The organism is Streptomyces sp. NPDC127068, from assembly GCF_042724695.1.
Lineage (GTDB): Bacteria > Actinomycetota > Actinomycetes > Streptomycetales > Streptomycetaceae > Streptomyces.
In genome coordinates this window covers 130727-154509 of the sequence record NZ_JBHXEN010000004.1, presented here as the reverse complement: position 1 = coordinate 154509, position 23783 = coordinate 130727, and the positions used below count along the sequence as shown (strand labels likewise).

The 23783-nt window shown below is 73.1% G+C and carries 21 protein-coding genes and 1 pseudogene; 10 read left to right on the top strand and 12 right to left on the bottom strand.

Annotated features, from left to right (window positions below; all coding sequences use genetic code 11):
- Positions 1 to 463 precede the first annotated feature (463 nt).
- Together ACFWIA_RS03850 and thrS are read left to right on the top strand one after the other, a co-directional pair.
- The gene (locus tag ACFWIA_RS03850) at positions 464 to 958 is read left to right on the top strand and encodes a pyridoxamine 5'-phosphate oxidase family protein (protein WP_387000058.1); all 495 of its coding nucleotides are present in this window, start codon (positions 464 to 466) and stop codon (positions 956 to 958) included.
- 190 nt (positions 959 to 1148) lie between these two features.
- Entirely contained in the window at positions 1149 to 2387 is a 1239-nt protein-coding gene (gene thrS / locus ACFWIA_RS03845; protein WP_387000056.1) for a threonine--tRNA ligase, read from the top strand.
- A 44-nt stretch (positions 2388 to 2431) separates the two neighbouring features.
- Here the strand turns inward: thrS and tgmC are convergent, their stop codons facing one another.
- From tgmC to ACFWIA_RS03815, 6 genes are all read right to left on the bottom strand, one after another.
- A complete protein-coding gene (gene tgmC / locus ACFWIA_RS03840) occupies positions 2432 to 3574 on the bottom strand; it encodes an ATP-grasp peptide maturase system methyltransferase (protein ID WP_387000054.1) in 1143 nt (380 codons plus the stop codon).
- On the bottom strand, positions 3571 to 4533 hold the full coding sequence (tgmB, locus tag ACFWIA_RS03835) for an ATP-grasp ribosomal peptide maturase (RefSeq protein WP_387000052.1): 963 nt from the start codon (positions 4531 to 4533) through the stop codon (positions 3571 to 3573). The genes tgmC and tgmB overlap by 4 nt, the downstream gene beginning before the upstream one ends.
- Complete coding sequence (gene tgmA / locus ACFWIA_RS03830) at positions 4533 to 4805, bottom strand: putative ATP-grasp-modified RiPP (RefSeq protein WP_387000050.1); 273 nt, start codon at positions 4803 to 4805, stop codon at positions 4533 to 4535. Before tgmA ends, tgmB begins: the two co-directional genes overlap by 1 nt.
- A gap of 88 nt (positions 4806 to 4893) precedes the next feature.
- Complete coding sequence (locus ACFWIA_RS03825; protein WP_387000048.1) at positions 4894 to 5127, bottom strand: hypothetical protein; 234 nt, start codon at positions 5125 to 5127, stop codon at positions 4894 to 4896.
- Positions 5124 to 5255 (bottom strand): hypothetical protein, encoded by a 132-nt coding sequence (locus ACFWIA_RS03820; RefSeq protein WP_387000046.1) that lies wholly within the window; start codon positions 5253 to 5255, stop codon positions 5124 to 5126. Before ACFWIA_RS03820 ends, ACFWIA_RS03825 begins: the two co-directional genes overlap by 4 nt.
- The gene (locus tag ACFWIA_RS03815) at positions 5252 to 5548 is read right to left on the bottom strand and encodes a hypothetical protein (RefSeq protein ID WP_387000045.1); all 297 of its coding nucleotides are present in this window, start codon (positions 5546 to 5548) and stop codon (positions 5252 to 5254) included. The genes ACFWIA_RS03820 and ACFWIA_RS03815 overlap by 4 nt, the downstream gene beginning before the upstream one ends.
- Before the next feature lie 203 nt (positions 5549 to 5751).
- Between ACFWIA_RS03815 and ACFWIA_RS03810 the strand changes: the two genes are divergently transcribed.
- The 6 genes and pseudogenes from ACFWIA_RS03810 to ACFWIA_RS03785 all read left to right on the top strand — a co-directional run bounded on the left by ACFWIA_RS03810 (position 5752) and on the right by ACFWIA_RS03785 (position 10709).
- A complete protein-coding gene (locus tag ACFWIA_RS03810) occupies positions 5752 to 6630 on the top strand; it encodes a helix-turn-helix domain-containing protein (RefSeq protein ID WP_387000043.1) in 879 nt (292 codons plus the stop codon).
- The gene (locus ACFWIA_RS03805; protein WP_387000041.1) at positions 6623 to 6808 is read left to right on the top strand and encodes a DUF397 domain-containing protein; all 186 of its coding nucleotides are present in this window, start codon (positions 6623 to 6625) and stop codon (positions 6806 to 6808) included. The genes ACFWIA_RS03810 and ACFWIA_RS03805 overlap by 8 nt, the downstream gene beginning before the upstream one ends.
- Positions 6809 to 6936: 128 nt before the next feature.
- Positions 6937 to 7182 (top strand): annotated as a pseudogene (locus tag ACFWIA_RS03800) (LysE family transporter); the annotation flags it as partial.
- A gap of 165 nt (positions 7183 to 7347) precedes the next feature.
- Entirely contained in the window at positions 7348 to 8625 is a 1278-nt protein-coding gene (locus ACFWIA_RS03795) for a glutaminase (RefSeq protein ID WP_387000039.1), read from the top strand.
- A gap of 88 nt (positions 8626 to 8713) precedes the next feature.
- Entirely contained in the window at positions 8714 to 9820 is a 1107-nt protein-coding gene (locus tag ACFWIA_RS03790) for a hypothetical protein (protein WP_387000037.1), read from the top strand.
- Between the two features lie 25 nt (positions 9821 to 9845).
- A complete protein-coding gene (locus tag ACFWIA_RS03785) occupies positions 9846 to 10709 on the top strand; it encodes a DUF3592 domain-containing protein (RefSeq protein WP_387000035.1) in 864 nt (287 codons plus the stop codon).
- Between the two features lie 74 nt (positions 10710 to 10783).
- On the opposite strand, the gene guaA is transcribed toward ACFWIA_RS03785, so the two are convergent.
- The gene (gene guaA, locus ACFWIA_RS03780; protein WP_387000033.1) at positions 10784 to 12370 is read right to left on the bottom strand and encodes a glutamine-hydrolyzing GMP synthase; all 1587 of its coding nucleotides are present in this window, start codon (positions 12368 to 12370) and stop codon (positions 10784 to 10786) included.
- 413 nt (positions 12371 to 12783) lie between these two features.
- On the opposite strand from guaA, the gene ACFWIA_RS03775 reads away from it, so the two are divergent.
- Positions 12784 to 13104 carry a chorismate mutase gene (locus ACFWIA_RS03775; RefSeq protein WP_387000031.1) on the top strand — a complete coding sequence of 107 codons (321 nt, stop codon included), beginning with the start codon at positions 12784 to 12786 and terminating at the stop codon, positions 13102 to 13104.
- 510 nt (positions 13105 to 13614) lie between these two features.
- Here ACFWIA_RS03775 and ACFWIA_RS03770 read toward each other — a convergent pair.
- Positions 13615 to 14172 (bottom strand): hypothetical protein, encoded by a 558-nt coding sequence (locus ACFWIA_RS03770; RefSeq protein WP_387000029.1) that lies wholly within the window; start codon positions 14170 to 14172, stop codon positions 13615 to 13617.
- On the opposite strand from ACFWIA_RS03770, the gene ACFWIA_RS03765 reads away from it, so the two are divergent.
- On the top strand, positions 14171 to 14950 hold the full coding sequence (locus tag ACFWIA_RS03765) for an LAETG motif-containing sortase-dependent surface protein (RefSeq protein ID WP_387000027.1): 780 nt from the start codon (positions 14171 to 14173) through the stop codon (positions 14948 to 14950). The genes ACFWIA_RS03770 and ACFWIA_RS03765 overlap by 2 nt on opposite strands.
- An 87-nt stretch (positions 14951 to 15037) precedes the next feature.
- Here ACFWIA_RS03765 and ACFWIA_RS03760 read toward each other — a convergent pair whose 3' ends face one another.
- From ACFWIA_RS03760 to ACFWIA_RS03745, 4 genes are all read right to left on the bottom strand, one after another.
- The gene (locus ACFWIA_RS03760; RefSeq protein WP_387000025.1) at positions 15038 to 16660 is read right to left on the bottom strand and encodes a succinic semialdehyde dehydrogenase; all 1623 of its coding nucleotides are present in this window, start codon (positions 16658 to 16660) and stop codon (positions 15038 to 15040) included.
- A gap of 94 nt (positions 16661 to 16754) precedes the next feature.
- Complete coding sequence (locus tag ACFWIA_RS03755) at positions 16755 to 18716, bottom strand: serine/threonine-protein kinase (protein WP_387000023.1); 1962 nt, start codon at positions 18714 to 18716, stop codon at positions 16755 to 16757.
- Between the two features lie 35 nt (positions 18717 to 18751).
- The gene (locus ACFWIA_RS03750) at positions 18752 to 20644 is read right to left on the bottom strand and encodes a protein kinase (RefSeq protein ID WP_387000178.1); all 1893 of its coding nucleotides are present in this window, start codon (positions 20642 to 20644) and stop codon (positions 18752 to 18754) included.
- Positions 20645 to 20835: 191 nt separating this feature from the next.
- Positions 20836 to 23601, bottom strand: a complete 2766-nt coding sequence (locus ACFWIA_RS03745; RefSeq protein WP_387000021.1) for a protein kinase — start codon at positions 23599 to 23601, stop codon at positions 20836 to 20838.
- Between the last annotated feature and the right edge of the window lie 182 nt (positions 23602 to 23783).

Sequence of the window (23783 nt, the reverse complement as noted above, 5' to 3'; positions counted from 1 at the left end):
CCCACTCCGCTTTCCCCGTAGGTCCCCGCGTCGCCGCCGGTTCCGATCGTGCTCCGCGCTCGCGTCTTCGCACGCACGGGAGTTGACCCGTACGCGGACGCAAGTTCCTTGTGATGAACGAGAATTGTGCCCTACCCGGGCGGGCTCCGAGGGCCCCGGGCACCCCCGGAACGGGAGAGTGCCGGGTGTCCGGCTTGACCGGAGCGCGCGTTTTCCGCCGCGATCGAGGTCCGTACGGGTTCGTCCGGTACGCGGGATTGCGCCGTTCCGCCGTACGCGGGCGTTCATCGTCGCTGGTGAGGCGGTTGCGACGGGTCCGTGTGCGGATGGCGGACGCGACGCAGCGCGCTGTGTTCGAAACGGAACGCAACCGTTTCCGGGGGTCGACGGGCCACGGAGCCGATCGGTGGACGTCCAGGAATACCAGACAGAAGCTGTCGGGTATTGGGGGAACAGTGGCGGCATGCGAGAGACATCCCCACCGCGCCACTGGGCGGCGTTCGCCGCCGCCGCACCCGAACTCGCGGCAGCGGCCGAAGCACGGTTCGCCGCCCACACCCACCACACGCTCGCGACCCTCCGCCGGGACGGGTCGCCCCGGACCTCCGGCATCGAGGTCCAGTTCCGGTACGGGGAGCTGACGATGGGCATGATGCCGGACTCCGTGAAGGCGCGGGACCTGCTGCGCGACCCCCGCTTCGCGCTCCAGGCCAACCACGGGTCCGGCGCGGGGGAACTCGCCCAGGGGGACGTACGGGTCGCCGGGCGGGCGGTGGAGGTCGTCGACGCCGACGAGCTGGCACGGTTCCGAGCGGAGGTGGGGCCGCCGCCCGGTCCGTTCCACCTGTTCCGTACGGAGGTCACGGAGGTCGTGCGGACCACCGTCGAGGACGAGCAGTACTTGGTGGTCGAGTTCTGGACGCCGGCGGCCGGGGTGCGGCGCCGCCGCCGGACCTGACGAGGAACGAGCGTGTGGGCATCGCGAGGTCCTGCTAACGTTTCCGACATGAAGCGCGCTGCGATGACGACGACGCCGGAGAGTGTCCCGGCGCGCTGACAGACGATCTGATCCGAAGCCCCGGGGCCAAGTGCCCCGGGGCTTCGTCGTAGGCCCGGTCACTTGCCCCGCACCCAGCGAGGAGACCGCGATGACCACCCGGCACGACCACCGCAAACTGGGCCGTGAGCTGAACCTGTTCGACACCGACCCGCTGATCGGCGCCGGCCTGCCGTACTGGCTGCCCGACGGCGCGACCGTACGGCACGTCCTGGAGGAGTACGTCCGTGACGCCGAGCGGCGGGCGGGCTACCAGCACGTGTACTCACCGGTGCTCGGCAAGCGGGAGCTGTACGAGATCTCGGGGCACTGGGCGCACTACAGCGACGACATGTTCCCGCCGATGGACCTCGGCGGGGAGCAGGTCGTCCTACGGCCCAGCCTGTGCCCCCACCACGCGGTGATCTACCGCTCCCGCTCCCACAGCTACCGCGAACTGCCCCTGCGCATGGCGGAACTGGGCGGCATGTACCGCTCCGAACTCTCCGGCGTGCTCGGCGGGCTGACCCGGGTGCGGGCCATCCAGCTCAACGACGGGCATGTCTTCTGCACCCTGGACCAGGTCGCCGAGGAGGCGCGGGCGGCGCTGGAGATGATCCGCCGGGCGTACGAGGCGCTCGGCATCGTCCCGACCCGCTACCGGCTCTCCCTCCCGGGTCCCGGTGGCAAGTACGTGGCCGCACCCGAGAAGTGGCAACGGTCCACCGCCCTGCTGACCGAGGTCCTCGACGGCTCCGGCCTGCCCTACGAGGCGGCAGGGGGAGAGGCCGCGTTCTACGGTCCCAAGATCGACGTCCAGGTCACCGACGGCGCCGGCCGGGAGTCCACCCTGTCCACCGTCCAGGTCGACTTCCACCAGCCCGAGCAGTTCGACCTGCACTACGTCGGCGCGGACGGCGCCAAGCACCGCCCGGTCATGGTCCACCGCAGCATCATCGGCAGCGTGGAGCGAGCCGTCGCCCACCTCGTGGAACAGCACGGCGGCGCCTTCCCCGCCTGGCTCGCCCCCACCCAGCTGGTGGTCCTCCCGATCTCCGACACCGAACTGCCGCACGCCGAAGCCCTCGCCCGGCGCTGCGCTGCTCTCGGGCTGCGCGCCCGGATCGCGGGACCGGACCGCGGCAGCCTGGGCGCCCGCATCCGCGAGGCCCGCCTGGTTCCCTACCAGGCCGTCATCGGCGCCAAGGAGGCCGCTGACGAGTCCGTCGCCCTGCGCCTGCGCGACGGACGCCGACTCGACCCGCAGCCGGTCGCCGGCGCGCTGACCCGCATCAGCGCCCTCGTCGGGGCCCACAGCACCGAACTGTGGGCCGACCCCGCCGCCGCGTAGCAGCGTCGGGATCGGCGTGCCCGGGTGACGCCGGACAGGACGGGTCAGATCGGCAGGTCCCAGCCGGGCCCGTCCTCGCTGCCGAGCCACACCCGCTGACCGGCGGTCGAGACCGTGAGGCCGAACGCCTCCTGCCCGGGTTCGTCGGCGGACTGCCAGCACTGCACGGCCCGTTCGACCCGGTCCCACAGCCGCACGGGCCCGCGCTGCACGACGGTCCACCCGCCGTCGGGACCGGGAGCCGTCCGGGCCTGCGAACCGGTGGACACGTCCCACAGGATCTGCTCCGCCCCCGCCCCCAAGCGCTCGGCCGCGGGCGCCGCGAGCTGCGCGACCCAGGCGCCCGTCCACTCGTCGAGCTTCCCGGGGTCGATCCGGCTCGGGCGCTCGTCGCCGGGCAACAGGGCCAGCGTCGGGCGGGGCGGCCGGTCGTGCGGCCGGGCGATCATGAAGCTGGTGCATCCGGGCAGGAACCGGCCCGTGGCCTCCCCGGGACCGGTCACCTCCAGCAGGACGAGGGCGTTGGCGTAACCCCACCCTGACAGGGTGACCAGGATCTTTCCGCCCGGCCGCACCTGGTGCAGCCACGGCAGCGGAACGTACCGGACCGCGCACGTGGCGATGAGCCGGTCGTACGGGTCCCCGTCCGGGTCGCCGCGCAGCCCGTCACCGACGATCAGTCGCGGGGCGAACCCGGCAACCTTGAGCGCCGCGGCAGCAGCTGCACCGACCACCGGGTCGTACTCGATGCTGGTGAGCCGGGCGGACCCGAGACGGTGCGCGCCCAGGGCGATCGAGTACCCGGTTCCGGTGCCGATCTCCAGCACCCGGTGCCCCGCTTCGGCTCCGAGTTGCTGCCACATGCGCAACACCAGCGAGGGCAGGGTGGACGACGAGGACGGGGAACCGGACACGGCCCCTTCCGCTACGTCGTCGGGCCTGGTCCGGCCGTCCAGCTGAGTGATCAGCGTCCGGTCGGAGTAGATCCCTTCCAGCCATCCGGGCGTGCCCTCCCGCACCGGCCGGTAGCGGGTGGGGGCGCTGTCCGCCACCGGCGCGAAGTACGACCCCGTGAAGAGTTCCCGGGGCACCGACCGGGCGGCGCTGCTCCACTCGGGTTCCGTCAGGGTGCCGTCCTCGGTGAGTCTGTCCGTCAGGGTGTCGCGGAGCCGTGCCGATGTACTCACGTGTCGGGACCTTTCTCCAACTGGTCGGCCAGGGCGCGGGCGATCGCCGAGGTGGCCTCCGCGGGCTGCCACGCCCATTGGCCGTTCGGGTTGCACTCCAGGAAGTACCAGTCGCCGCCGGCGGTGACGGCGAAGTCGAACGCACCGTAGGTCAAACGGAGTTCGGTGAGGTAGGTGACGACCGCCCGCGCGACCGGCTCCGGCACCTCGATCGGTGTGCACGTCATCAGGCCCTGACGGCGGCGCCAGTCGAGATCGGGGCTGTCGATCCGGACCCCGATCAGTCGACCGCCCACGCCGGTGACCCGCACGTCGAACGCCTTGTCCACCTTGACCTGGAACAGGTGCGGACAGACGGACACGGCGTCGGTGATCTCGGACCCGTTCACCTCACGGACCCACACGCTGTGCGGCTGGCCGTTCACTCGATAGGGGGAGTTCCACAACGGCTTGTAGACCACGGGGCCGTGCGAGGACGCGACGAACCGTCGAGCTTCCTCGACGTCATCGGTCATCACCGTACTGGGCACCAGAAGGCCGCAGCGCCGTGCGGTTGACAGTTGCACGGGCTTGAACTCGGCCGCTCGGTTGTCCCACGGATGATTGACGTAGTGCGCTCCGGGCAGCGACGCGAGGACGCCGCCGGCACCCCAGAACGACTGCTCGGCAGCGAAACGGCGGTTCTGGCCGTGCTGCTCCGACGGACCTTCGTAAGGAGAGGGTCGACGCGTCCACACCGACCGCACGTGGTCGAGGTCGAGCTCCCGACTTGCCGTGCGCAGAGCGCCCCGCTGGTCGCCCGTACGGAACGTGACGGTCAGCGAGGCGCCCGCGTGCAGGTCGACGCCGGGGTCGAGACGGACCACCGGCACCCGGCGCTCGGCGAGCAGCCGCAGCACCACGTCCGCGGTCACGTCGTGGGGGTTGGTCAGCACCAGTACCGACCTGCTGCCGGCCATCAGTCGGAACTCTGGTCCTGGTCGTACGACTCGGTGGTGTCCGCGTCGGTCGCGCCGTCCGGACCGGACCCGTCACCGGGGGTGGTCATGGTGGGCGTCAACCCGCTCGTGCTGGTGCCGTGGCGGCCCAGCTCGACGGTCCGGCCGTGCTCGTCCACGGTCACCGCGATCTGCGTTTCGGGGTCGATCACTGGCGTGCACTGCGGAACCGCGGTGGTGCTCGTGTACGGCCCCATCCGCTGCGTGCCCCACGGCGCGCTGCTCTGCGTCATCTCTTCTACGCCTCCGTTTCCTGGTGTGGTGTCGATAGTTCAACGACTCGGCAGGGCAGCCGAGTTACGCGCTGCTCCCGTACGGGTTTCACCGACCGGCCCGCATGGCGGACGCGTGCCGACGCACCAGTGCGGCAAGACGGCGCTCTTCGAGCGGGGACGCCGGGCGCAGCGCCCCGACGCGGGCCTCCCAAGGGCGCCCCGCTGCGCGCTGGAGCATCGCCAGGTCGTGGTGGAGTCCGATGACCCGGCCCACCGCGCCCTTGGTGGGGTCGAACACGACCGCACCGACCGCGGGTTCCTCCGGCGTCGCCGGGTTCACATCCCCTCCGTCGCGACGAGCACCACGACGACCATCAGGGACCCCCACGCCAGCAGCAGGACGATGCCGCCCCACAGGGTCCCGTCCGGGGACACCCGGTAGCGCGGACGACGACGCGTACGGCTCACGCGTCCGTCCCCGGTGTGCCCACGAGTCGACGCATGATCAGGGCCTCCGCGATGACCTCGCCGGCCCGGGCGTTGCACCACCCCAGGTAGACCAGCGGGGGCCGGGCGCCGTCCTCCAGTACGGACAGCCCGGGCAGCTCGATCCCGCTCTGCCGCGCGGCGGCGGTCAACCGCTCGACGGCGAGGTCAGCGGCGTAGTCGCCGCCGGGCGGGGGCGGGGTTCCGTGTTCGCCGGCGCGGATTTCCGCGAGTGTCGGGCGGGGCGGGTGGGGTTGAGGGTGAGGGGGTTCCATGTGTCTCCTCGTGAGGGTGATCCCGGTCAACGCCCCAGTAATCAGAAGGGGGTTGCCTGCCACCAAAGCTGCCCGGGCAGCCGGGAGCCGTGCAAGGCTGCACAGCGAATAGACCCCTTGAGGGGAAGACGAAAGTGCCTGGTCATGCACGGTGCAAGAGCCTGTCACCTGTGGTGCAAGACTCGGCGCGGGATGGGGAAAGCATGAGCAGCAAAGGCGTGTCCACCGTGCCCCGGCGACAGCTCGGGCGAAGCCTCCGTCAGTTGCGGGAGCGCGCCGGGATGACCCTGCGGGCCGCGGCTCAGCAGTTCGAGTGGTCCGAGACGACGATGTGGCGCATCGAGACGGGCAAGACCCCCGTACGGGCCCTCGACGTACAGATGATGTGCGGCGTCTACGAGGCGGACGAGGCCGCGACGAGCGCGTTGATGGACTTGGCGCGTGAGGCCAAGACACCTTCTTGGTGGCAGACCTTCGGGGACGCCGTGCCCGTGGGGTTCGACGTCTTCGCGGGCCTGGAGTCGGCGGCGAGCCGCATCGACACGTATGAATCCGACGTGATGCCTGGGCTGCTCCAGACCCCGGACTATGTGCGTGCGATCGTTCGGACTCGCCTCCCGGACGCGCCCGCCGAAGACGTCGAGAACCGGGTGCGCTTTCGAACGGCTCGTCAGGCGATCCTTACCGGAAGCCGTCCCCCAGTACTCCGTGCGGTCCTGTCTGAAACGGTGCTGCGTCGCCCTATGGGTGACGGCCCCGTGATGGCGGCGCAGCTAGCGCATCTGGTCTACATGGCCGGATTGCCAAGCATCTCGATCCGCGTCGTCCCCCTGGCAGCTGCGGCACACCAGGGCACGTTTGCAGGCGCGTTCGTCGTCATGCACTTTCCCTCGCCTACAGGAGGAATCGGGGAGCCGACAACTGTCTACGGCGACACGTATACCGGGGGCTACTATCACGACAAGGAAGCTGAAGTGGCGCAGTACACAGCGGCTTTCGAGGCCATTTGGTCCACAGCGCAGGATGAGGACACGTCTCGCGGAGTCCTCGCCGACACAGCAAGGAGTTATCAAGGTGGATAGCCGCTGGGTCAAGTCGTCGTACAGCACCGACCAGGCCAACTGCGTGGAGGTACGTACACAGAACGACGGGGTGGCGTTCCGGGACAGCAAGCGCGGCGAATCGGCGCCCATCGTGGCGGTCGCCGCACGCAGCTGGAGTGCGTTCGTAGCGAACCTCTCGGACACCAACCAGACGTAACGGCCTCGGAAACGAGAAGCGCCCCCACCCAGCCAGCTGGCGAACGGGACGGGGGCGCAACCCTGCGCACGGGTGCCCGGGACCCCGGCCCGTGGACACGTTCCGACCACGAAGCGCACGATGAACGGATGCCAAGCACCCTGCTCGCGTTCCTCGGCGCCTGCGCCCTGATCGCCGCCTCGCCCGGCCCGAGCACCATGCTGATCATCCAGCAGTCCCTGCGCAGCAAGCGTGCCGGCTTCCTGACCGTGCTGGGCAACGAGACCGGCGTCTTCGTCTGGGGCGTCGCCGCCGCACTCGGGCTCACCGCACTGCTCGCGGCCTCCCAGGTGGCGTACGACGTGCTGCTCGTGCTCGGCGTCCGGATGGCCGTGGAGGGCTGACGGTCCCCGGCCCACGGCACCGTCCGTGGAGCCGTGAAGCAGCCACGCCGCGCGACTGGGCGGAGGAGCGCCGCGTACGAGGGCTGCGGCTACCGTGCACGCATCGGCGTGGTGACCACCTCGGCGCCGACGGGCGAAAGGCACGGAGGAGAACGCATGCGGTCGGTCATTCCCGACTATCTGTCCGAGGCCGTCGGAAGGGTCGAGTCGGACGCTTCCGGTCAGTTGGCGGACTACATCCCTGAGCTTGCGGCAGCGGACCCCGAGCGTCTCGGCGCGGTCTTCGCCACCGTGGACGGCGAGGTCTACGGTGCCGGTGACGTCGACACCGAGTTCACGATCCAGTCGATCTCCAAGCCGTTCGCGTACGCGCTGGCACTGGCGGACCGCGGCTTCGACCCCGTGCTCGCCAAAGTCGGTGTCGAGCCGTCGGGAGAGGCGTTCAACCACATCTCCCTCGAAAGCGATACCGGCCGCCCCTTCAACCCCATGATCAACGCCGGTGCGATCACCACCCACTCGCTGGCCGGTGCGGAGGGCCTGACTCCGACGGAGCGCGTGGAGCGCGTGGTCCGCGGCCTTTCGGCGTTCGCCGGTCGCGAGCTGAGGCTCGACGAGGCGGTGTGCGTGTCGGAGATGGAGCACGCGAACCGCAACCTCGCCATCGCGTACATGCTCCGCGGCTACGGCATCCTCGCCGAGGACCCCAGGGCCGTCGTCGAGGGCTACACCCGCCAGTGCTCCGTGCTCGTCACCGCGCGGGATCTGGCCATGATGGCCGCGACGTTGGCCAACCGCGGCGTGAACCCCCTCTCGGGTGAACGAGTGGTGGGCGAACGGGTGGTGCGTCAGGTGCTGAGCGTCATGTCCACCTGCGGCATGTACGACGCGGCCGGTGACTGGGCGACCCAGGTCGGCATTCCGGCGAAGAGCGGGGTGGCCGGGGGCCTGATCGGTGCGCTCCCCGGCCAGATCGGCATCGCCACGTTCTCACCACGGCTGGACGCCCACGGGAACAGCGTGCGCGGAGTGTCGCTGTTCGAGCGGTTCTCCTCCGACATGGGTCTGCACGTGATGGACGTTCCCCCCGCCGCACGGGCCATCGTGCGGTCCAACCACGTCGTCGGCGACGGACCGAACGCCGTCCGGGTCTTCGAACTGCAAGGGGGGATCGGCTTCGCCGGGGCCGAGAGGGTCGTCCGGGAAACCGTGAACACCGCTCCCGAAGAGGTCAGGGTGGTGCTGGACCTGAGCAGGGTCTATGCGATCGATGACGTGGCGCGGCGCATGGTGCTGGAGGTAGTCCGTCGACTCACGCTGGACGGTCACGAGATGTACCTGGTCGACCCGGAGTCGATCCTGCCCGACCCCGATCCCGGCGACGGCGGCCGGGTCACCGTCGTCAGGGACGTGGAGCACGCCGTGATGGCGTAACGCATCGCCCACCGGCCCCCCGCGAACGCTGAAGAGCCCTTCGGCACAGGGCTGTCGGGCGGCAGTCGTGACGGGGACAATCGGCCGCATGACGAACCCCGCGAGCGCGCCGTCCCCGCACAGCAAGCCCGCCGGGCTGGCCCTGGGGTTCCTGACGGGCGGGGTGATCGGCGCGTCGCTGACCGCGTTCATCGGTGGCTGCGTGGTCGAGCGGGCGCCGCTGGTCGTCACGGGGCTGGCCCTGCCCGCGGTCTACGGGCTGGCCTACTTCCTCGCCGCCCTGCCGCGCCGCGCCCGGCGAGCGGCCGTGGCGCCGCGCACGGCGCTCGCCAGGATCGAGGCCCGGGAGGCCACGGCGGGTGAGACCAGCGACGTGCCGGTGCGGTTCGAGCTATCCGTGGTCCCGGACGACGCACCCGCGTTCCGGGTCGAGATGTGGCAGGACGTCAACCAGGTCGAGCTGCCCGACTACCGGCCGCGCGGGGTCGTGGTGGTGGAGTACCCGCCGGACCGGCCGTGGAAGACGCGGATCGTGGAACGGCCGACGCCGCAGTGGGAGGAGCGGGCGGCCGGGGCCGAGGTGGATGCGGTGCCCGGTCCGGTGGTGAAGGGCGAGACCCCGAGCGGCTGTGCCGGTGGTCTGCTCACGCTCCTCGGGCTGCTGCTCGGCGTGGCCGCCGTGCTGCTGCTGTTCCGGGCGGACCTGTTCGACTCCGACGGGGGCACGAACGACGGCCGCGCGCCGTCCGCCCCCGCCCCCGTCCCCTCCGTCTCCTCCTCGTGGTCCACGAGCACCGTGACCTCGGTGACGGGAACGGTCACCCTCGGTTCGGGGCAGTCGATGCTCGACGGGCGCCAACTGCGCGCGGCCGTGGAGTCGTTGACGCGGGGCGCGGACCGGCGTCGGGCGCTCACCGTCGTGGTGCAGGAGCGGCTGCTGACGGTGGTCTTCTCCCCCACCGGCGGGCGGGCCGCCGGCTTCGACCCGAGGTCCCTGCCCTACGACCGGGTGCCCGGCCTGGTCGAGGAGGCCGGGACCGCGCCGGGTGTGGGGACTGCGCGGAGTTGGCAGCTCATCGCCGACGGGGTCACCGGCTCGCTCAGGCTCAGGGTCGTGGTGACCGGCAGCGGGGGCAGCGGAACGCTGGAGGCGGACGGTCGGGGCACCGTGCTCCGGCGCAGCGGCGGCAGTTGAGCGGATCGTCGTAGGAGGAGGGGCCATGGGGTGGGACGCGATCGCGGTGCTGTGGTGCGCGGTGTGGGGCGGGGCGGCGCTCGTCGGGTTCGGCATGTCGCTGGCCGGGGTGACGCGGGAGCAGCGGACGGTCCGGCTCACCGGGCGGATCGAGCAGGTGCGGCAGCCCCGGCACGGCGGGCCCCGGCGGGGCGGGATCTGGGTGGTGGTCTCGTACCGTGACCCGGCCTCGGGTCGGGAGGTGGTCGTGACGAACGACGGCGAGCGGGGCGAGATGATCACCGCGGCCTGGGAGGGCCGGGAGGTCGGGGTGAGCCATCCTCGGGGCAGACCGCACGCGTACCGGTTCTCCGCCGCCCCGCAAGAGCCCGGTCGTGGACTGTGCTGGCCGACTTTCGCGCTGTTCCTGGTGTACGTGGGGCTGGTGGTGCTCGCCGCGGTCGAATGGGGGTGGCCGTGGGCGTTGATCGGTGGGGGTGCGCCGTGGGCGGTCGCCGGCGCCGTGCAGCTGCCCGGGGCGGTACGGGCCAAGAAGCGCCGCGCCGAGGGGCTGGCCGCGATGGAGAGCGTGCCGGGTCGGGTCGTCGCGGTGCTGAAGGACGTCACCGTCGACGACAGCAGTTGCACCATGACCACCCTCACCCCGGTCGTGTCGTTCACCACCCGGGCGGGCACGGCCGTCACGGCCCACTGCACCTCGCACCTGCCGGACCCGGCCCGCGCGTACGGTCGCGAGGTCACGGTCCACTACCCGCCCGCCGACCCGGCCGGGTTCACGCTGGACCGCGCGGCCGAACAGCGCTCGGCGGGGTGGGACGTGAGGTGGCACGTCGCGGCGGTGGTCGTGCTCGCGGCAACGGCCGCGGCGGGAGCGGTGCTGCTGCTCTGAGGCCCGGTACGCGAACGGCGCGGGGCGGACCGGAGTCCGTCACCGCGCCGTTCGCGTTCACGCGTTCGTGGGGGTCACTCCCACTCGATGGTGCCCGGGGGCTTGCTGGTGACGTCGAGGACGACCCGGTTGACGTCCGCGACCTCGTTGGTGATGCGGGTGGAGATCCGGGCGAGGACCTCGTACGGCATCCGGGTCCAGTCCGCGGTCATCGCGTCCTCGGAGGAGACCGGGCGCAACACGATCGGGTGACCGTAGGTGCGGCCGTCGCCCTGGACGCCGACGCTGCGGACGTCCGCGAGGAGGACCACCGGGCACTGCCAGATCTCACGGTCGAGTCCGGCGGCCGTCAGTTCCTCACGGGCGATGGCGTCGGCCTCGCGCAGCAGGTCCAGGCGGTCGCGGGTGACCTCGCCGACGATGCGGATGCCGAGGCCGGGCCCGGGGAAGGGCTGGCGCTGGACGATCTCGTCGGGCAGCCCCAGTTCGGCGCCGACCATCCGGACCTCGTCCTTGAACAGCTGGCGCAGCGGCTCGATCAGCTGGAATTCGAGGTCTTCGGGCAGTCCGCCGACGTTGTGGTGGGACTTGATGTTGGCGGTGCCGGTGCCGCCGCCGGACTCCACGACGTCCGGGTACAGGGTGCCCTGGACCAGGAACTCCACGGGCTGGTCGCCGGGGGCCTCGGCGACGATCTCCGCCTGGGCCTGCTCGAAGACCCGGATGAACTCCCGGCCGATGATCTTCCGCTTCTGCTCCGGGTCGGAGACGCCCTTGAGCGCGTCGAGGAAGCGGTCGGCCGCGTCCACGACCTTGAGCTGCACGCCGGTCGCGGCGACGAAGTCCTTCTCGACCTGCTCGGTCTCGTCCTTGCGCATCAGGCCGTGGTCGACGTACACGCAGGTCAGCTGGGAGCCGATGGCCTTCTGCACCAGGGCGGCGGCCACCGCGGAGTCGACCCCGCCGGACAGCCCGCAGATCGCGCGGCGGTCTCCGACCTGCTCGCGGATCGCGGCGACCTGCTCCTCGATGACGTTGCCCGTGGTCCAGGTCGGCTGGATGCCCGCGCCCCGGTACAGGAAGTGCTCCAGCACCTGCTGGCCGTGCGTGGAGTGCATGACCTCGGGGTGGTACTGGACCCCGTACAGCTTCTTCTCGTCGTTCTCGAAGGCGGCGACGGGGACCACGTCGGTGGACGCGGTGACCGTGAAGCCCTCGGGCGCGGCGGAGCAGGCGTCGCCGTGGGACATCCACACGGGCTGCTCGGCGGGGGTGCCCTCGAAGAGGGTGGAGCCGGTGCGGCTGACGTGCAGCGGGGTGCGGCCGTACTCGCGGGCGCCCGTGTTGTCCACGGTGCCGCCGAGGGTGGTCGCCATGAGCTGGAAGCCGTAGCACATGCCGAAGATCGGGACGCCGGCCTCGAACAGGGCGCGGTCGAGCTTGGGCGCGGCCTCGGCGTAGACCGAGGAGGGGCCGCCGGAGAGGATGATGGCCGCCGGGTTCTTGGCGAGCATCTCCGCGACCGGCATGGTGCTCGGCACGATCTCGCTGTAGACCCGCGCCTCGCGGACACGGCGGGCGATGAGCTGGGCGTACTGCGCACCGAAGTCGACGACCAGGACGGTGTCGGGGGCGGCGGCAGCGGGAGTCGCTGAGGGCACGGGGAGCCTTCCGGCTGTCTAGCGGGTCTACGGGCGCGGCGGCCGTCGCGGCCACCGGGGGCCCGGTCTGGCGGGGGCGGAGGGCGCGCCGGGCACCGGCGACACGACTCCTGCCTCCGATTCTAACGGGGCTCCCGCGAACCTCCCGCGTCTCACGATCCGGGCGGTCCGGGAACCGGATTGACCGGCCCGGGCCGCGGCCGGGCATACTGGCCGGGTGACCACGCACATGACCTCCGTCTTTACCTATGGCATCCGGCCCGCCGGTTGCCACGGTCGTGCTGCTTGATCTTCTGACGAGCACTTCCACAGGCGCCCCGGGCCGACAAGGCCCGGGGCGCCTGTTGCTGTTCCGGACCGTGTCGGTCTCGGTGGCGCCGTCCCCACCGAGTCCGACACCCCGGGAGCCACCGATGCAGCACACCGTCACCACCCCCGACCGCGTCCACGCGCCGACCGTCACCGAGCGCACCGGCGCCCGCACCGAGGAGGCGGCCGGGACGATCGCCGACGCGCGGGCACGCATCGACGCGCTGGACGACCGGATCATCGGCCTGGTCCAGGAGCGCGTCGCGGTGTCCACCGTGATCCAGCAGACCCGGATCGCCTCCGGTGGCCGGCGGGTGAACCTGTCCCGCGAGATGGAGGTGCTGGAGCACTTCCGGGAGGCGCTCGGCAAGCCGGGCACCGCGCTGGCGATGACCCTGCTGGAGCTGTGCCGGGGCCGCATCTGACGTACCCGTCCGAGGGCTCGCACCGGAGTTCGGGCGCTCTCACCCGTACGGAGCGTGACCGGCGCGCGACGGGGGTCGTTGTCCCGGTGTCCGTGCCAGCCAGGGGCGGGCGAGTACCACGCGTGGCTTGGCCTGAGCGATGAGACGTGCGGATCGTGCCGTGCGTCGTGGGACCTCGCTCCGGTTTCCGTGACCGGACAGCAGGGGACAGCAGCCCGGTCACCCCAGTGAACGGTCGGCTCCGGGGACGCCCGGAGCCGACCGTCTCCAGCACGCTCGTCCCCAGGGCCTCCCCCGGCCCCCCGTTCCTCAGACGGCGCCACCCTCCCCCCTGTGGTGCCGCTCCGAGCGGCGCTGACGCTGCCCTGACGTCGCTGCCGCCCGAAGGCCCCGCGGCCCCGCACCGCGGGGCCTTCGTCGTGCCCGGACGCGAACGACTCCGCACCTAAGTGATCTACGCCACATAAGAATTTCGTGAGAGTCGGGACAACCATTGCCGGACACCACGGGTCACATCACCTGACACAAGGGCCACATCCGTGCGCTGCGCACGGGCGGGCCCGCCAGCTGTGCCGCCGTGCGGTACGACCAGATACCCGAGGTCTCCATGAAGCTTCGCCGTGCTGTGGCCGTCGCGGCGGTCACCGCCGTCATCGGCCCGGTCGCGCTGTTGTCCGCGCCGGCCGCCCTCGCCACGACGGAGCCCGGCAACGCGACGAGCGCCACCCCGACCGAGTCGGTGTCGCCCAGCGAGGTCCCCGGACAGTCCCCGAGCGAGACCCCGTCGGATTCCGCCCCGCCTTCCTCGCCCTCCTCCACTTCCTCGTCCTCGTCCTCCTCCTCGCCGGGCGCCACCGACTCGTCCACGCCGAGCACCACGCCCTCGGACGACGACTCCACCTCGCCCGCGCCGAGCGACTCGGTCAGTTCCTCGGCCAGCGGCTCGGCCGCACCGGAGGGGCCCGAAGAGCCGGAGGAGTCCACCTCGTCCTCGTCCTCGTCCTCGTCCTCGTCCTCGCCCGGCGAATCCGAGTCCCCCGCCCCGAGCGAGCACCCCGACGACCTCATGCCGTGCGACTACGTCGACGAGGAGTACGTGGCGGACACCCTGGAGTCGAAGATCTCCGGCCTCCCCGGCCGGATCGTCGCCGGCTCGGGCTGGCACGAGTTCTCGCTGACCACGACGAACACCTCCGACGTGACCCTCAACGAGATCGCGATCTACGCCGAGGTCGAGAACTTCGAGATCGACGAGGACAAGCAGCTCTCGCCGTTCCTGTCGCTCCAGTACTTCAACGAGACGACCAAGCGTTGGGCCGAGATCCGGGACTCCTACGAGATCGACCCCGACACCACCGTCGAGTGGGCCGGCGGCTACTTCACCGGCGTCAAGACGATGAAGCCCGACGACTACCTCACCAACAAGCTGCGGCTCGCCATCAAGGAGAACGCCCCCGTCGGCGACGGGTACGCCTTCGGCTCCGGCGGCTACCTCGACACGGTGAACGGCGAGCGCTGCATCGCCGAGAACTACGGCACCGACGTCTACTTCTCCGTGCTGAAGCCCGGCAGCTCCAACGAGGACCCGGGCGAGGCGGAGCCCGGCACCGACCCCGGCACGGACAAGCCGAAGCCCGGCCCGGGCCCCGGGTCCGGCAACGGGAACAACGGCGGCACCACCCCCCAGGGCGGCGTGAGCCAGCAGCCCGTCACCGGCAACCTCGCCGAGACCGGTTCCTCCTCGGCCATGCCGGTGATCGGCCTGGTCGGCGGACTCGCGGTCCTGGCCGGCGCGGGCGCGGTGTTCTACGTCCGCAAGCGCAAGGCGTCCGACACCCCGGCGTGAGCAGCTCGCCCCCACACGTGGAGGACCCGCACTCGGAGGGGGGTGCGGGTCCTCCACCTTTTCACTCACGGCGCCCTCGCGCGGAGGTCAGCGCAGCCGCAGTGCCTTCATCACCCGCAGGCCGCGACTCATCAGCGTGGCGTACTGCGCGTCGGTCATCCCGAACGAGGGCGCCATCGGCATGATCCGCTGCTCCGCGACGGTCTGCGCCTCGGTGAACTTGAGGATGCCCTCGGAGCCGTGCCGCCGACCGAGTCCGGAGTCCTTCATGCCGCCCATCGGGGACTGCGCGCTGCCGTACGCGGGCGCGTACCCCTCGTTGATGTTCACGGTGCCGGAACGCAGCCGGGCGGCGAGCACCCGCCCCCGGCGGGCGTCCCGCGTCCAGACCGAGGAGTTGAGCCCGTAGGCCGTGGCGTTGGCGCGGGACACGGCGTCCCGTTCGTCGGTGAACCGGTACACCGACACCACCGGGCCAAACGTTTCCTCCGCGCACACGGCCATCGTGGGCCCGACCCCGTCGAGGATGGTCGGCTCGTAGAAGTACGGGCCGATGTCGGGGCGCGCGACCCCGCCCGCCACCACCCGCGCCCCCTGGGCCACCGCCTCCGCCACGTGCCGGCCGACCGTGGCGAGTTGCCGCTCGCCGACCAGGGAACCCATGTCGGCCCCGTACGCGAGGCCCGTGCCGAGCCGCATCGCCCGGGTGCGGGTGGCGAACCGGTCGAGGAAGGCGTCCGCGACGGACTCGTGGACGTACAGCCGCTCGATGGAGATGCACAGCTGTCCCGCGGACGAGAAGCAGGCGCGGACCGCCCCGGCCGCCGCCGCCTCCACGTCCGCGTCGGCCAGGACGAGCATCGCGTTCTTGCCGCCGAGTTCGAGGGACGCGCCGATCAGCCGGTCCGCGGCGCCCCGGGCGACCTCGCGGCCGGTGCGGGTGGACCCGGTGAAGGAGACGTAGTCGGCGTGCCGGACGATCTCGGGGCCGATGACCGGGCCCTCGCCGATGACCATCTGGAAGACGTCCGCCGGTAGCCCCGCCTCGACCAGCAGGTCCCGGGCCCACAGCGCCGTCAACGCGGTCTCGGTGTCCGGCTTCATCACCACGGCGTTCCCGGCGACGAACGCGGGCAGGGCATCGCCGACGGACAGTTCCAGCGGGTAGTTCCAGGGGGCGATCTGGCCGACGACCCCGCGCGGCTGCCGCAGTTCGGTGACCTTGGTGAGTACGGGGAGCGCCCCGGTGTGCCGGCGGGGCCGCAGGTACGCGGACGCCTTGTGGCCGTAGTGGCGGGCGGACACCGCCACCGCCTGGACCTCCTCGTGCGCGTGCAGTCGGGCCTTGCCGGTCTCCAGCTGGATCAGGTCGAGCACCTCGGCCTGGCGGGCGATCAACAGGTCGTGGAAGCGCAGGACGGTCGCCGCGCGGTCCCGGACGGGGGTGGCCGCCCAGACGGACTGGGCCGCGCGGGCCCGGGAGAAGGCGGTCTCGACGTCCTCGGGCGTGGACGCGGGCAGGTCCGCGAGCTTCTGCCCGGTGAACGGGGTGTGGTTCGCGGTGCGACCCGTGCCCACGATCCCCTTGGTGAGCTGGGCCACCAGCTCGGGCGTCACCACGTCCTGCGCCGTGCGGGAGCCGGGCGGCACGGGGGCGAGGGGGTTCGTGTACGTGCTCTGGTGAGGTGCGGTGGCCTGCGAGTCCGTCATGAACGTGAGCGTAGGCCCCCGTCCCGGATTTTGGGTACCCGACAGTAACCGGAGGGGCCGCCACCAGCCGCCCGGCGAGCCCGTCCGGACCGGGTCAGCGGTGGGTCAGGGTGTCCACGGCCGTCGCCAGGTGGGTCCTGGCCTGCCCCGACCAGGCGCCCGGGGCGGACACCCGGACGGTGGTGAGGCGGGTGGCGTCCTGCCAGGCGAAGTCGGCGGCGAACCGGTCGCCGCCCCGCTTCGGCTTGGCCGGGGTGACCAGCTCCCAGCGCGCCGCGGGGTGGCCCCGGTGGACGGCGGCGGTGACCTCGGCCCTGCGCTCCTTGCCCCGGCCGTGGTCCTCGCTCAGCGCCGCGACCGGACCGCCGGGGTGGCGGTCACCGATCCGCACCTGGATGCGGACCTCGCCGCCGGGCGAGGCGTAGCCGATCCAGTGGCCCTGCCGTGACCGGGTGAACCCGTTGGGGACGGCGAGGGAGAACCCCGCCGGGTCGTCGACCAGTTGGTACCCGGCGGGCACCCGCGGGCGGGGGGTGCTGGCGGGGGCGACGGCCGCGGGGGCGCTGGCGGCACCGGAGGCGGCGCCGCTCGGCGCACCGGCCGCGCCGGTGCCGCGGGTGACCGTGACGGTCGGGTTCGGGGACGGGCCCGCACCGGTCGGGGCGGCGCCCTTCGTGGCGGTCCCGGTGCCGCCGCGGGGCGCGGGGTCCGCCCGGGGCCGGTCCGCCCCGTCGGCGGGGACCGGTCCGGTCGATGCGGTGGCCGTCTCGGTGACGGTCGGTCCCGCGATCACCGGGCTGTCGTCCCCGTGCCGTCCCTGGCCGAACAGCATCACCGAGCCCGCCACGACGGCCCCGGCCACGGCGGCGACCAGCACCGCCACCAGGACCGTTCCGCGGGGCATCCGGGCCGGGGCGGAGGACGCCGTGGAGGAGGCGGCGGAGGTGGAGGAGGCCGTCAGTAGGGGTTCGTCGTCGATCGACGACGCGGGCCGGGCGCCGGACGGGACGCCGCTCCCGGGCCCGCCGGACGGCACGGCGTGCGGAAGGCCCTGCGGCACGGAGAGGGATACGGGCACCGGGACGCCCGGTGAGGGGGCCGGGGGTGGCGGGGCGGACGGCCGCGGGCCGCCCGACTGCGGGGAGGGAACGACCGGGAGGCCCCGGGGCCCGGCCGTCGGGAGGGCGTGCCCGGGGGAACCCGCGCCGACCAGCCCCGCCCGCAACAGCCGCTCGGCCTCCACCGCCCCGAGCCGCCGCGCGGGGTCCCGCTCCAGTAAGCCGCGGACCGCGGGCAACAGGGGACCCGCCTGCGCGGGCGGCCGTATCTCCTCGGCGACCACGGCGTGCAGGATGCCGCTGATCGAATCGCGTCGGAAGGGCGACCGCCCGGTCAGTGCCGCGCACAGGAGCACCCCGAGGGACCACAGGTCGGCCTCCGGGCCGCTCGGTCCGCCGGACATCCGCTCGGGCGCGCTGTACTCGGGCGAGCCGACGAACATGCCCTCCTCGGTGAGGGTCCGGGAGCCGGGGACCCGCGCCACCCCGAAGTCGGTGAGGACCACCCGACCGGAACCGGCCTCCAGCAGCACGTTGTCGGGCTTGAGGTCCCGGTGCAGCACCCCCGTCGCATGGGCGGCGGACAGCGCACCGAGCAGATCGATGCCGATCCGGGCGGCCTCCGCGACGGGTAACGGACCGTGCGCGGCGACCCGGTCGGCGAGGGAACCGCCGGTGACGAGTTCCATCACGATGTACGCGTCGTCCTCGTGTTCCACGACGTCGTGGACGACGACCACGTTCGGGTGCCGCAGGCCCGCCACCGCCCGCGCCTCCCGTAGGGTGCGGCCCCGCACCCTACGGGCTTCGGCGTCGGACAGGCTGGGATCGGAGTCGAGCTGTTTGACCGCCACCGGGCGCCCGAGGAGTTGGTCCTCGGCGCCCCACACGACTCCCATGCCGCCCCGGCCGAGCCGGGTCCGCACCAGGTAACGCCCGCCAATGAGACGGGACTTGGCACCCGTTCCGACCGCCGCACGGTCCCCCTCGGTCCCCATGTAGCCCATCATGCACCACACTTCGGGGGATGCGGTCAGGTTCCGTCCGGGTTCTCCCGCCAGCTGCCCAGCACCGTCTCGAACTGTGCGCGCGTGGTCGCCCAATCCGCCTCGGGACCGGACATGTAGATCGCGTACTCGACGCCGTCCCGACTGAAGTAGGCCTGTTCCACGGCCCGGCGCGGCCCGGGCGCGGTGTCCGAACCGCCGGAGACCCAGCTGAACTCCCAGCGGGCTCCCGGCCGGTCCCGGAAGGTCTGGGGGACCAGATGCTGCCGGCGGTAGTCGGTCAGCCGGGTGAGCTGCTTCTCCAGGTCGAGCAGATGGGCGTACGGAGTGTCGAAGTCGGGGCTCGGGTCGACGCCGATGCGCAGGAAGTGCTCCCCGCCGTCGGGCGTGTAGTCGATCTGCCCCCGCGTCATCTTCCGCTGCCAGCCCTGCGGTAGGGCCAGACTGAACCCCCCGGGGTCGTTGACGCGCACCCAACCGGCGGGCACCCCCTCGGCGGGCGGGGCGCTCGTACCGGCGGCGGGCGTGCTGCCCGTGGGGCCGGCCGCGGGGGTTTCGGGGCCCTTGCTGAGGGTTCCGGCCGGGGTTCCGGAGGATGCGCCCGACGGGGACGCAGGGGCGCTCGGGGCCGTCGAGCCGGTGGCGGCCGGAGCCACGCTGCCGCCCGCGGCGGGCCGCTCGTCCTGGCCGCCCCCGTCGACGTACCGCAGGGCGACCGCACCGCCCACGCTGAGCACGACGACGGCCACCGCACCGGCGAGGTACGCGTACCAGCGCGGCCGACCGGTCGGCGGGGCGGACGCCACCGTCGTGGTCGGCAGCACGGTGGGGTGCGCCGGGGTGGACGGGAACGGGGCGGGCGGCGGCGGGCTCGGCGGGAGAGGGCCCTGCGGGAGCGGGGTGGACGGGGCGGGGGTGGACGTCGTCGGCGCGCCGGCCAGGGCGCTGGACGCCGCCGGGTCGCTCGGCACCGGGGTCGACGTCGGCGGGGTGGGGGCCGGCGGTTCCCCGGGCGGCGGCGGGGCCGCGGCGAGCCCGGCGAGCACCTCCGGCGGGACCGGGCGGGTCGGGGTGTACCCGGCGGCGGGCCCGGTCTCGACCGGCCAACGGCCCTCGGCGGCCTCCTCCAGCATCCGCTCGACCTCTTCGGCCGCGGGACGGGCCTCGGGGTCCTTGCGCAGCAGGGCGGTGATCACGGGGGTGAGCGGTCCGGCGTGGGCGGGCGGCGCGGGTTCCTCGTCCACCACGGCCTGGAAGGTGCCGAGCGCCGAGGGGCGGCGGAACGGCGAGACGCCCTCGACGGCCGTGTACAGGGTCGCGCCGAGCGCCCACAGGTCGGAGGCGGGGCCCGGTTCGCCGCCGCGCACCCGCTCCGGGGCGAGGTAGTCGACGGAACCGACGATCTCGCCGGTCTTGGTCATCCCGCTGTCCCCGTCGACCTGCGCTATCCCGAAGTCGGTCAGCAGGACCCGCCCGTCGGAGGCGAGCAGGACGTTCGCGGGTTTGACGTCCCGGTGCACCACCCCGGCGTCGTGCGCGGCCCGCAGCGCCCGCACGACCCACAGTCCGGTGCGGGCCACCTCGTCGGCGTCGATCCTGCCGCGGTCCTGCACGGCGTCGGCGAAGGAGCCGCCGTCGATCAGCTCCATCACGATCCACGGGCGTTCGTCGTGTTCCAGCACGTCGTGCACGGTGACCACGGCGGGGTGCGAGATCCGGGCCGCGGCCCGGGCCTCGGCCCGGGTGCGCTGGAGCAGGACGGGCCGGTCGCGTTCGGCCGCGTACAGGGCCGCGGTCAGCTCCTTGACGGCCACGAACCGGTGGAGGACTTCGTCGCGCGCCCGCCACACCCGGCCCATGCCGCCGCGTCCTATGCACTCCTGAAGCCGGTAACGCCCGGCGAGCAGCACGCCGTTCATCTCGTTCACGTTCCCCCGTGGTGTGGTGTCAGGCACCAAGTTGACGTGCCCTCAAGTCTAGGTCCAGGGCTTCCGGTCCGGTCCGCCCTCCCCTACGGGAACCTCCTGCTTCCCCGGCGCCGCACGGGTGTGAAGTCCCCCTGCTCGGGATCGAACCGGAGGAGCCCGCGGCCCGCTGTGAACCGGCGGGGTCAGCCCTTGGCCCGGTACGTCGAGGCGGCCTGCTCGTAGAGTTCCGTGACCCGGTCCCGCTCGGACTCCGGGCCGCGGAGTTGGACGATGTGGTAGCGGCCGTCGACGTTAATCGCCCGGTTGCGTACGAAGAGTTCGCCGCCGCCGGTGTCCGTCCAGGTGAACTGGCCCTCGCCGCTGATCTGGCCGCCGACCTCGATGGTCCGCATGCCGCTGGACGTGGACCAGGTCGAGTCCCGGAAGGGATCGAGTTCGCGCTGGGTCTCGCGCATGTAGACCAGCGGGTCGGAGCCGTGCGAGCTGACCGCGTCCCGGCCGGGCACCAGCAGCAGTTGGAACCGTCCGTCGGTGTAGACGATCTGACCGCTGGCGTTCTTCGGCTGGCGTTCCCAGCCGTTGGGCACGGCGACGTGGAAGCCCTCGGCGTCCTTGCGGACCGTGAAGCCGTCCGGCACGGCGGGGTCGGCGGCACCGGTCCGCTCCCCCTCACCGCTCTTGCCCGGCGCACCGGTCTTGGCGGGCTTCTCGGGCTTCTCGGTCTTGGCGGGCTCCTTCGGCTCGTCCGTCTTCCCCGGCCGGGTGTCCGGTTCCGCGGAGCTGCCGGCGCCCCCTGACGAGCCGTCCGGTGCGCCGCCCACGGAGCTGGCCCGTTGGCCCTCGCCCGCGTCGGTGCCGGCCTTGGGCATGAAGAACATCGCGTAGGCCACGGCGCCGGAGAGCCCGAGGAGCACCAGCAGGAGCAGGGTGCGTCCCAGGCGGGCGGGGGTCGCGGGGCCGGCCGCCTCCTTGCGGTGCCGGTGGGTGCCGTTCTGGGGCCGGGACCGGGACTTGCGGCGGCGCAGCAGCTCCCCGCGCCGGCGGATCACCGGGAGCCGGCGCGGATCGGGCGGCGGCGCGGCGATCACGAACGTCCCGGCGTCCGGCTCGGGCGCCGAGCGGATCAGCGACCGCAGCCAGCCGCGCAGCTCCTCGAAGTCGGGCCGTTCGGTGGGGTCCTGACGCAGCAGCGACTCGACGACCGGGCGCAGCGGTCCGCACTCCTCGGCGAAGGCCGGCGGCTCCGCGCACACCAGTTGCACGAGTTCCGCGGTGCTGTCCTCGGGGTACGGGGCGTGCCCCTGGACGGCCCGGAAGAGCAGGGCGCCCAGCGCCCACAGGTCGGTGGACGGCCCGATCGGCGCGGCGAGCTGCCAGTTCTCGTGGACCGGACCGGCCTGTTCGGGGGCCCAGCGTTCGGTGGCGGGCCCGACGACGGCCATCCGGGCCTGCCGCGCGCGTTCGGCGGCGATCGCGGTGGCCGGGCCGCGGCGGGGGGCACTGGGCGCGTTGCCCCAGCCCCCTTCGGACGACGCGGCCGGTGCGGGGTGCGTCGTCGGGGCCGGGGGCGCCGTCGGGACGGGCGAGTGTTGCGCGGGGACCCGGGACGGGTCCGGGACGGGTCCGGCACCGGCCCGGGGCTGGGCACCGTGCCAGCTGCCGGACGGGGCCGGGGCCCCGGGGAGCGCGGGACGGTCGGCTTGCGCGGACGGGCGACGGACCCCGTACGGGTCGGTGATCCGACCGTGCGGGGTGTCCCGGCCGGGTGTCGACGCCTCGTTCGGCGTGCCGGTGCCGTCGGGGTGCGGGGCGGGGGCCCCGGCCGGGCCGAGCGCCTCGGGCCGGCCCGCGGCCCGCTGCTCCTCGCTGACCCGGGCGGCGGCCTTGGCGCCGGCCCGGTAGGCGGCTATCGCCCCGGCCCGGGCGGCCCGGGCGTCGGTGCCCTCGGCGGGCAGCCGGGGACCGCTCGCGACGGCGCCCGGTGCACCGGGCAGCGCGGGGAGCCCGGGGAGCCCGGTGGTTCCCGGAGCGACGGGCCCGGTGGGCGCGGCGGGGTGCGCGGGGGGTCGGCCGGCGCCGGTCGCCTCGGCCCAGGTGCGGCCGGTGGTGGGGCGGCCGTCCGGGGACAGACCGTCCGGGGACCGGCCCTCGGAGGACCAGCCGTCCGGAGGGAGGATGCCTCCCGCGGCGGGACCGTCCGGACCTGCGGGCGCGTCCGGGGCCGGGGGCGCGTCCGGGGCGGCGCCGTTCCAGGGACCGGCGACGGTGGCGCGCCCGCTGCCGGGGGAGCTGCCGAAGCCGCTGCCGTCGCCCACGTGCCCCCGGGGCGTGCCGGAGGGCGCTCCGGCGGCGGGGTCGGGGCGCGGGTCGTACCCGCACAGGGCCTCCTCGGCGGCCCCGGCGGCGAGTCCGGTGAGCATGACCCGGCCGTCGTCGAGGATCATCACCGTGCGGGCGGTGATGTTGCGGTGCACCCAGCCGTGGGCGTGCAGGGCGCGCAGCCCGGTCAGGACGTCCGCGGCGACCTCGGCCGCCCGGTAGGGCGACAGCAGTTCCTCGTCGAGGTACGCGGACAGCGGTCGGGCGGCGACGAGTTCACTGACGATCCACAGCGAGCCGCCGTCGGCGAAGACGTCGAAGACCTGGTCGAGGCGGGGGTGATCGGGTATTTGGGCGGCGGCCTGGGCGGCCTCGATGGCGCGGCGCACGGCGGGGTCGGTGGCGCGGGCCACGGCCGCCCGGCCCGACTCGCTGAGCGCGAAGCCCTCGGGCAACCCGTCCGCGTCGAGCACCTCGGCTTCGACGATCTCCGGCAACGGCACCTGCCGGACCAGGACTTCCTGTCCGCTGTAGGTGTCGAACGCCCGCAGGTACGCCGCGTCCTCGTCGGACGGCGCGAGGGGCAGGCGATAACGGTCGGCGAGCACGCGCCCCGCGTAGTCGTCCACGGCGCTCCCCCTGTCCGGTGGTCCGGTACGGTCGGTCGGTTCCGTTGGTTGCGCGTCCGCGTCCCGCTGCACACGGTCCGCGGCCCTTCACGATACGTGTCCTGAGCGGGGCGTCGAGCGCGGATGCCGGATCTCGTGGGACGTTCGGTTCCCGGGACGCGGCGGAGCCGTGGATTCCGGGG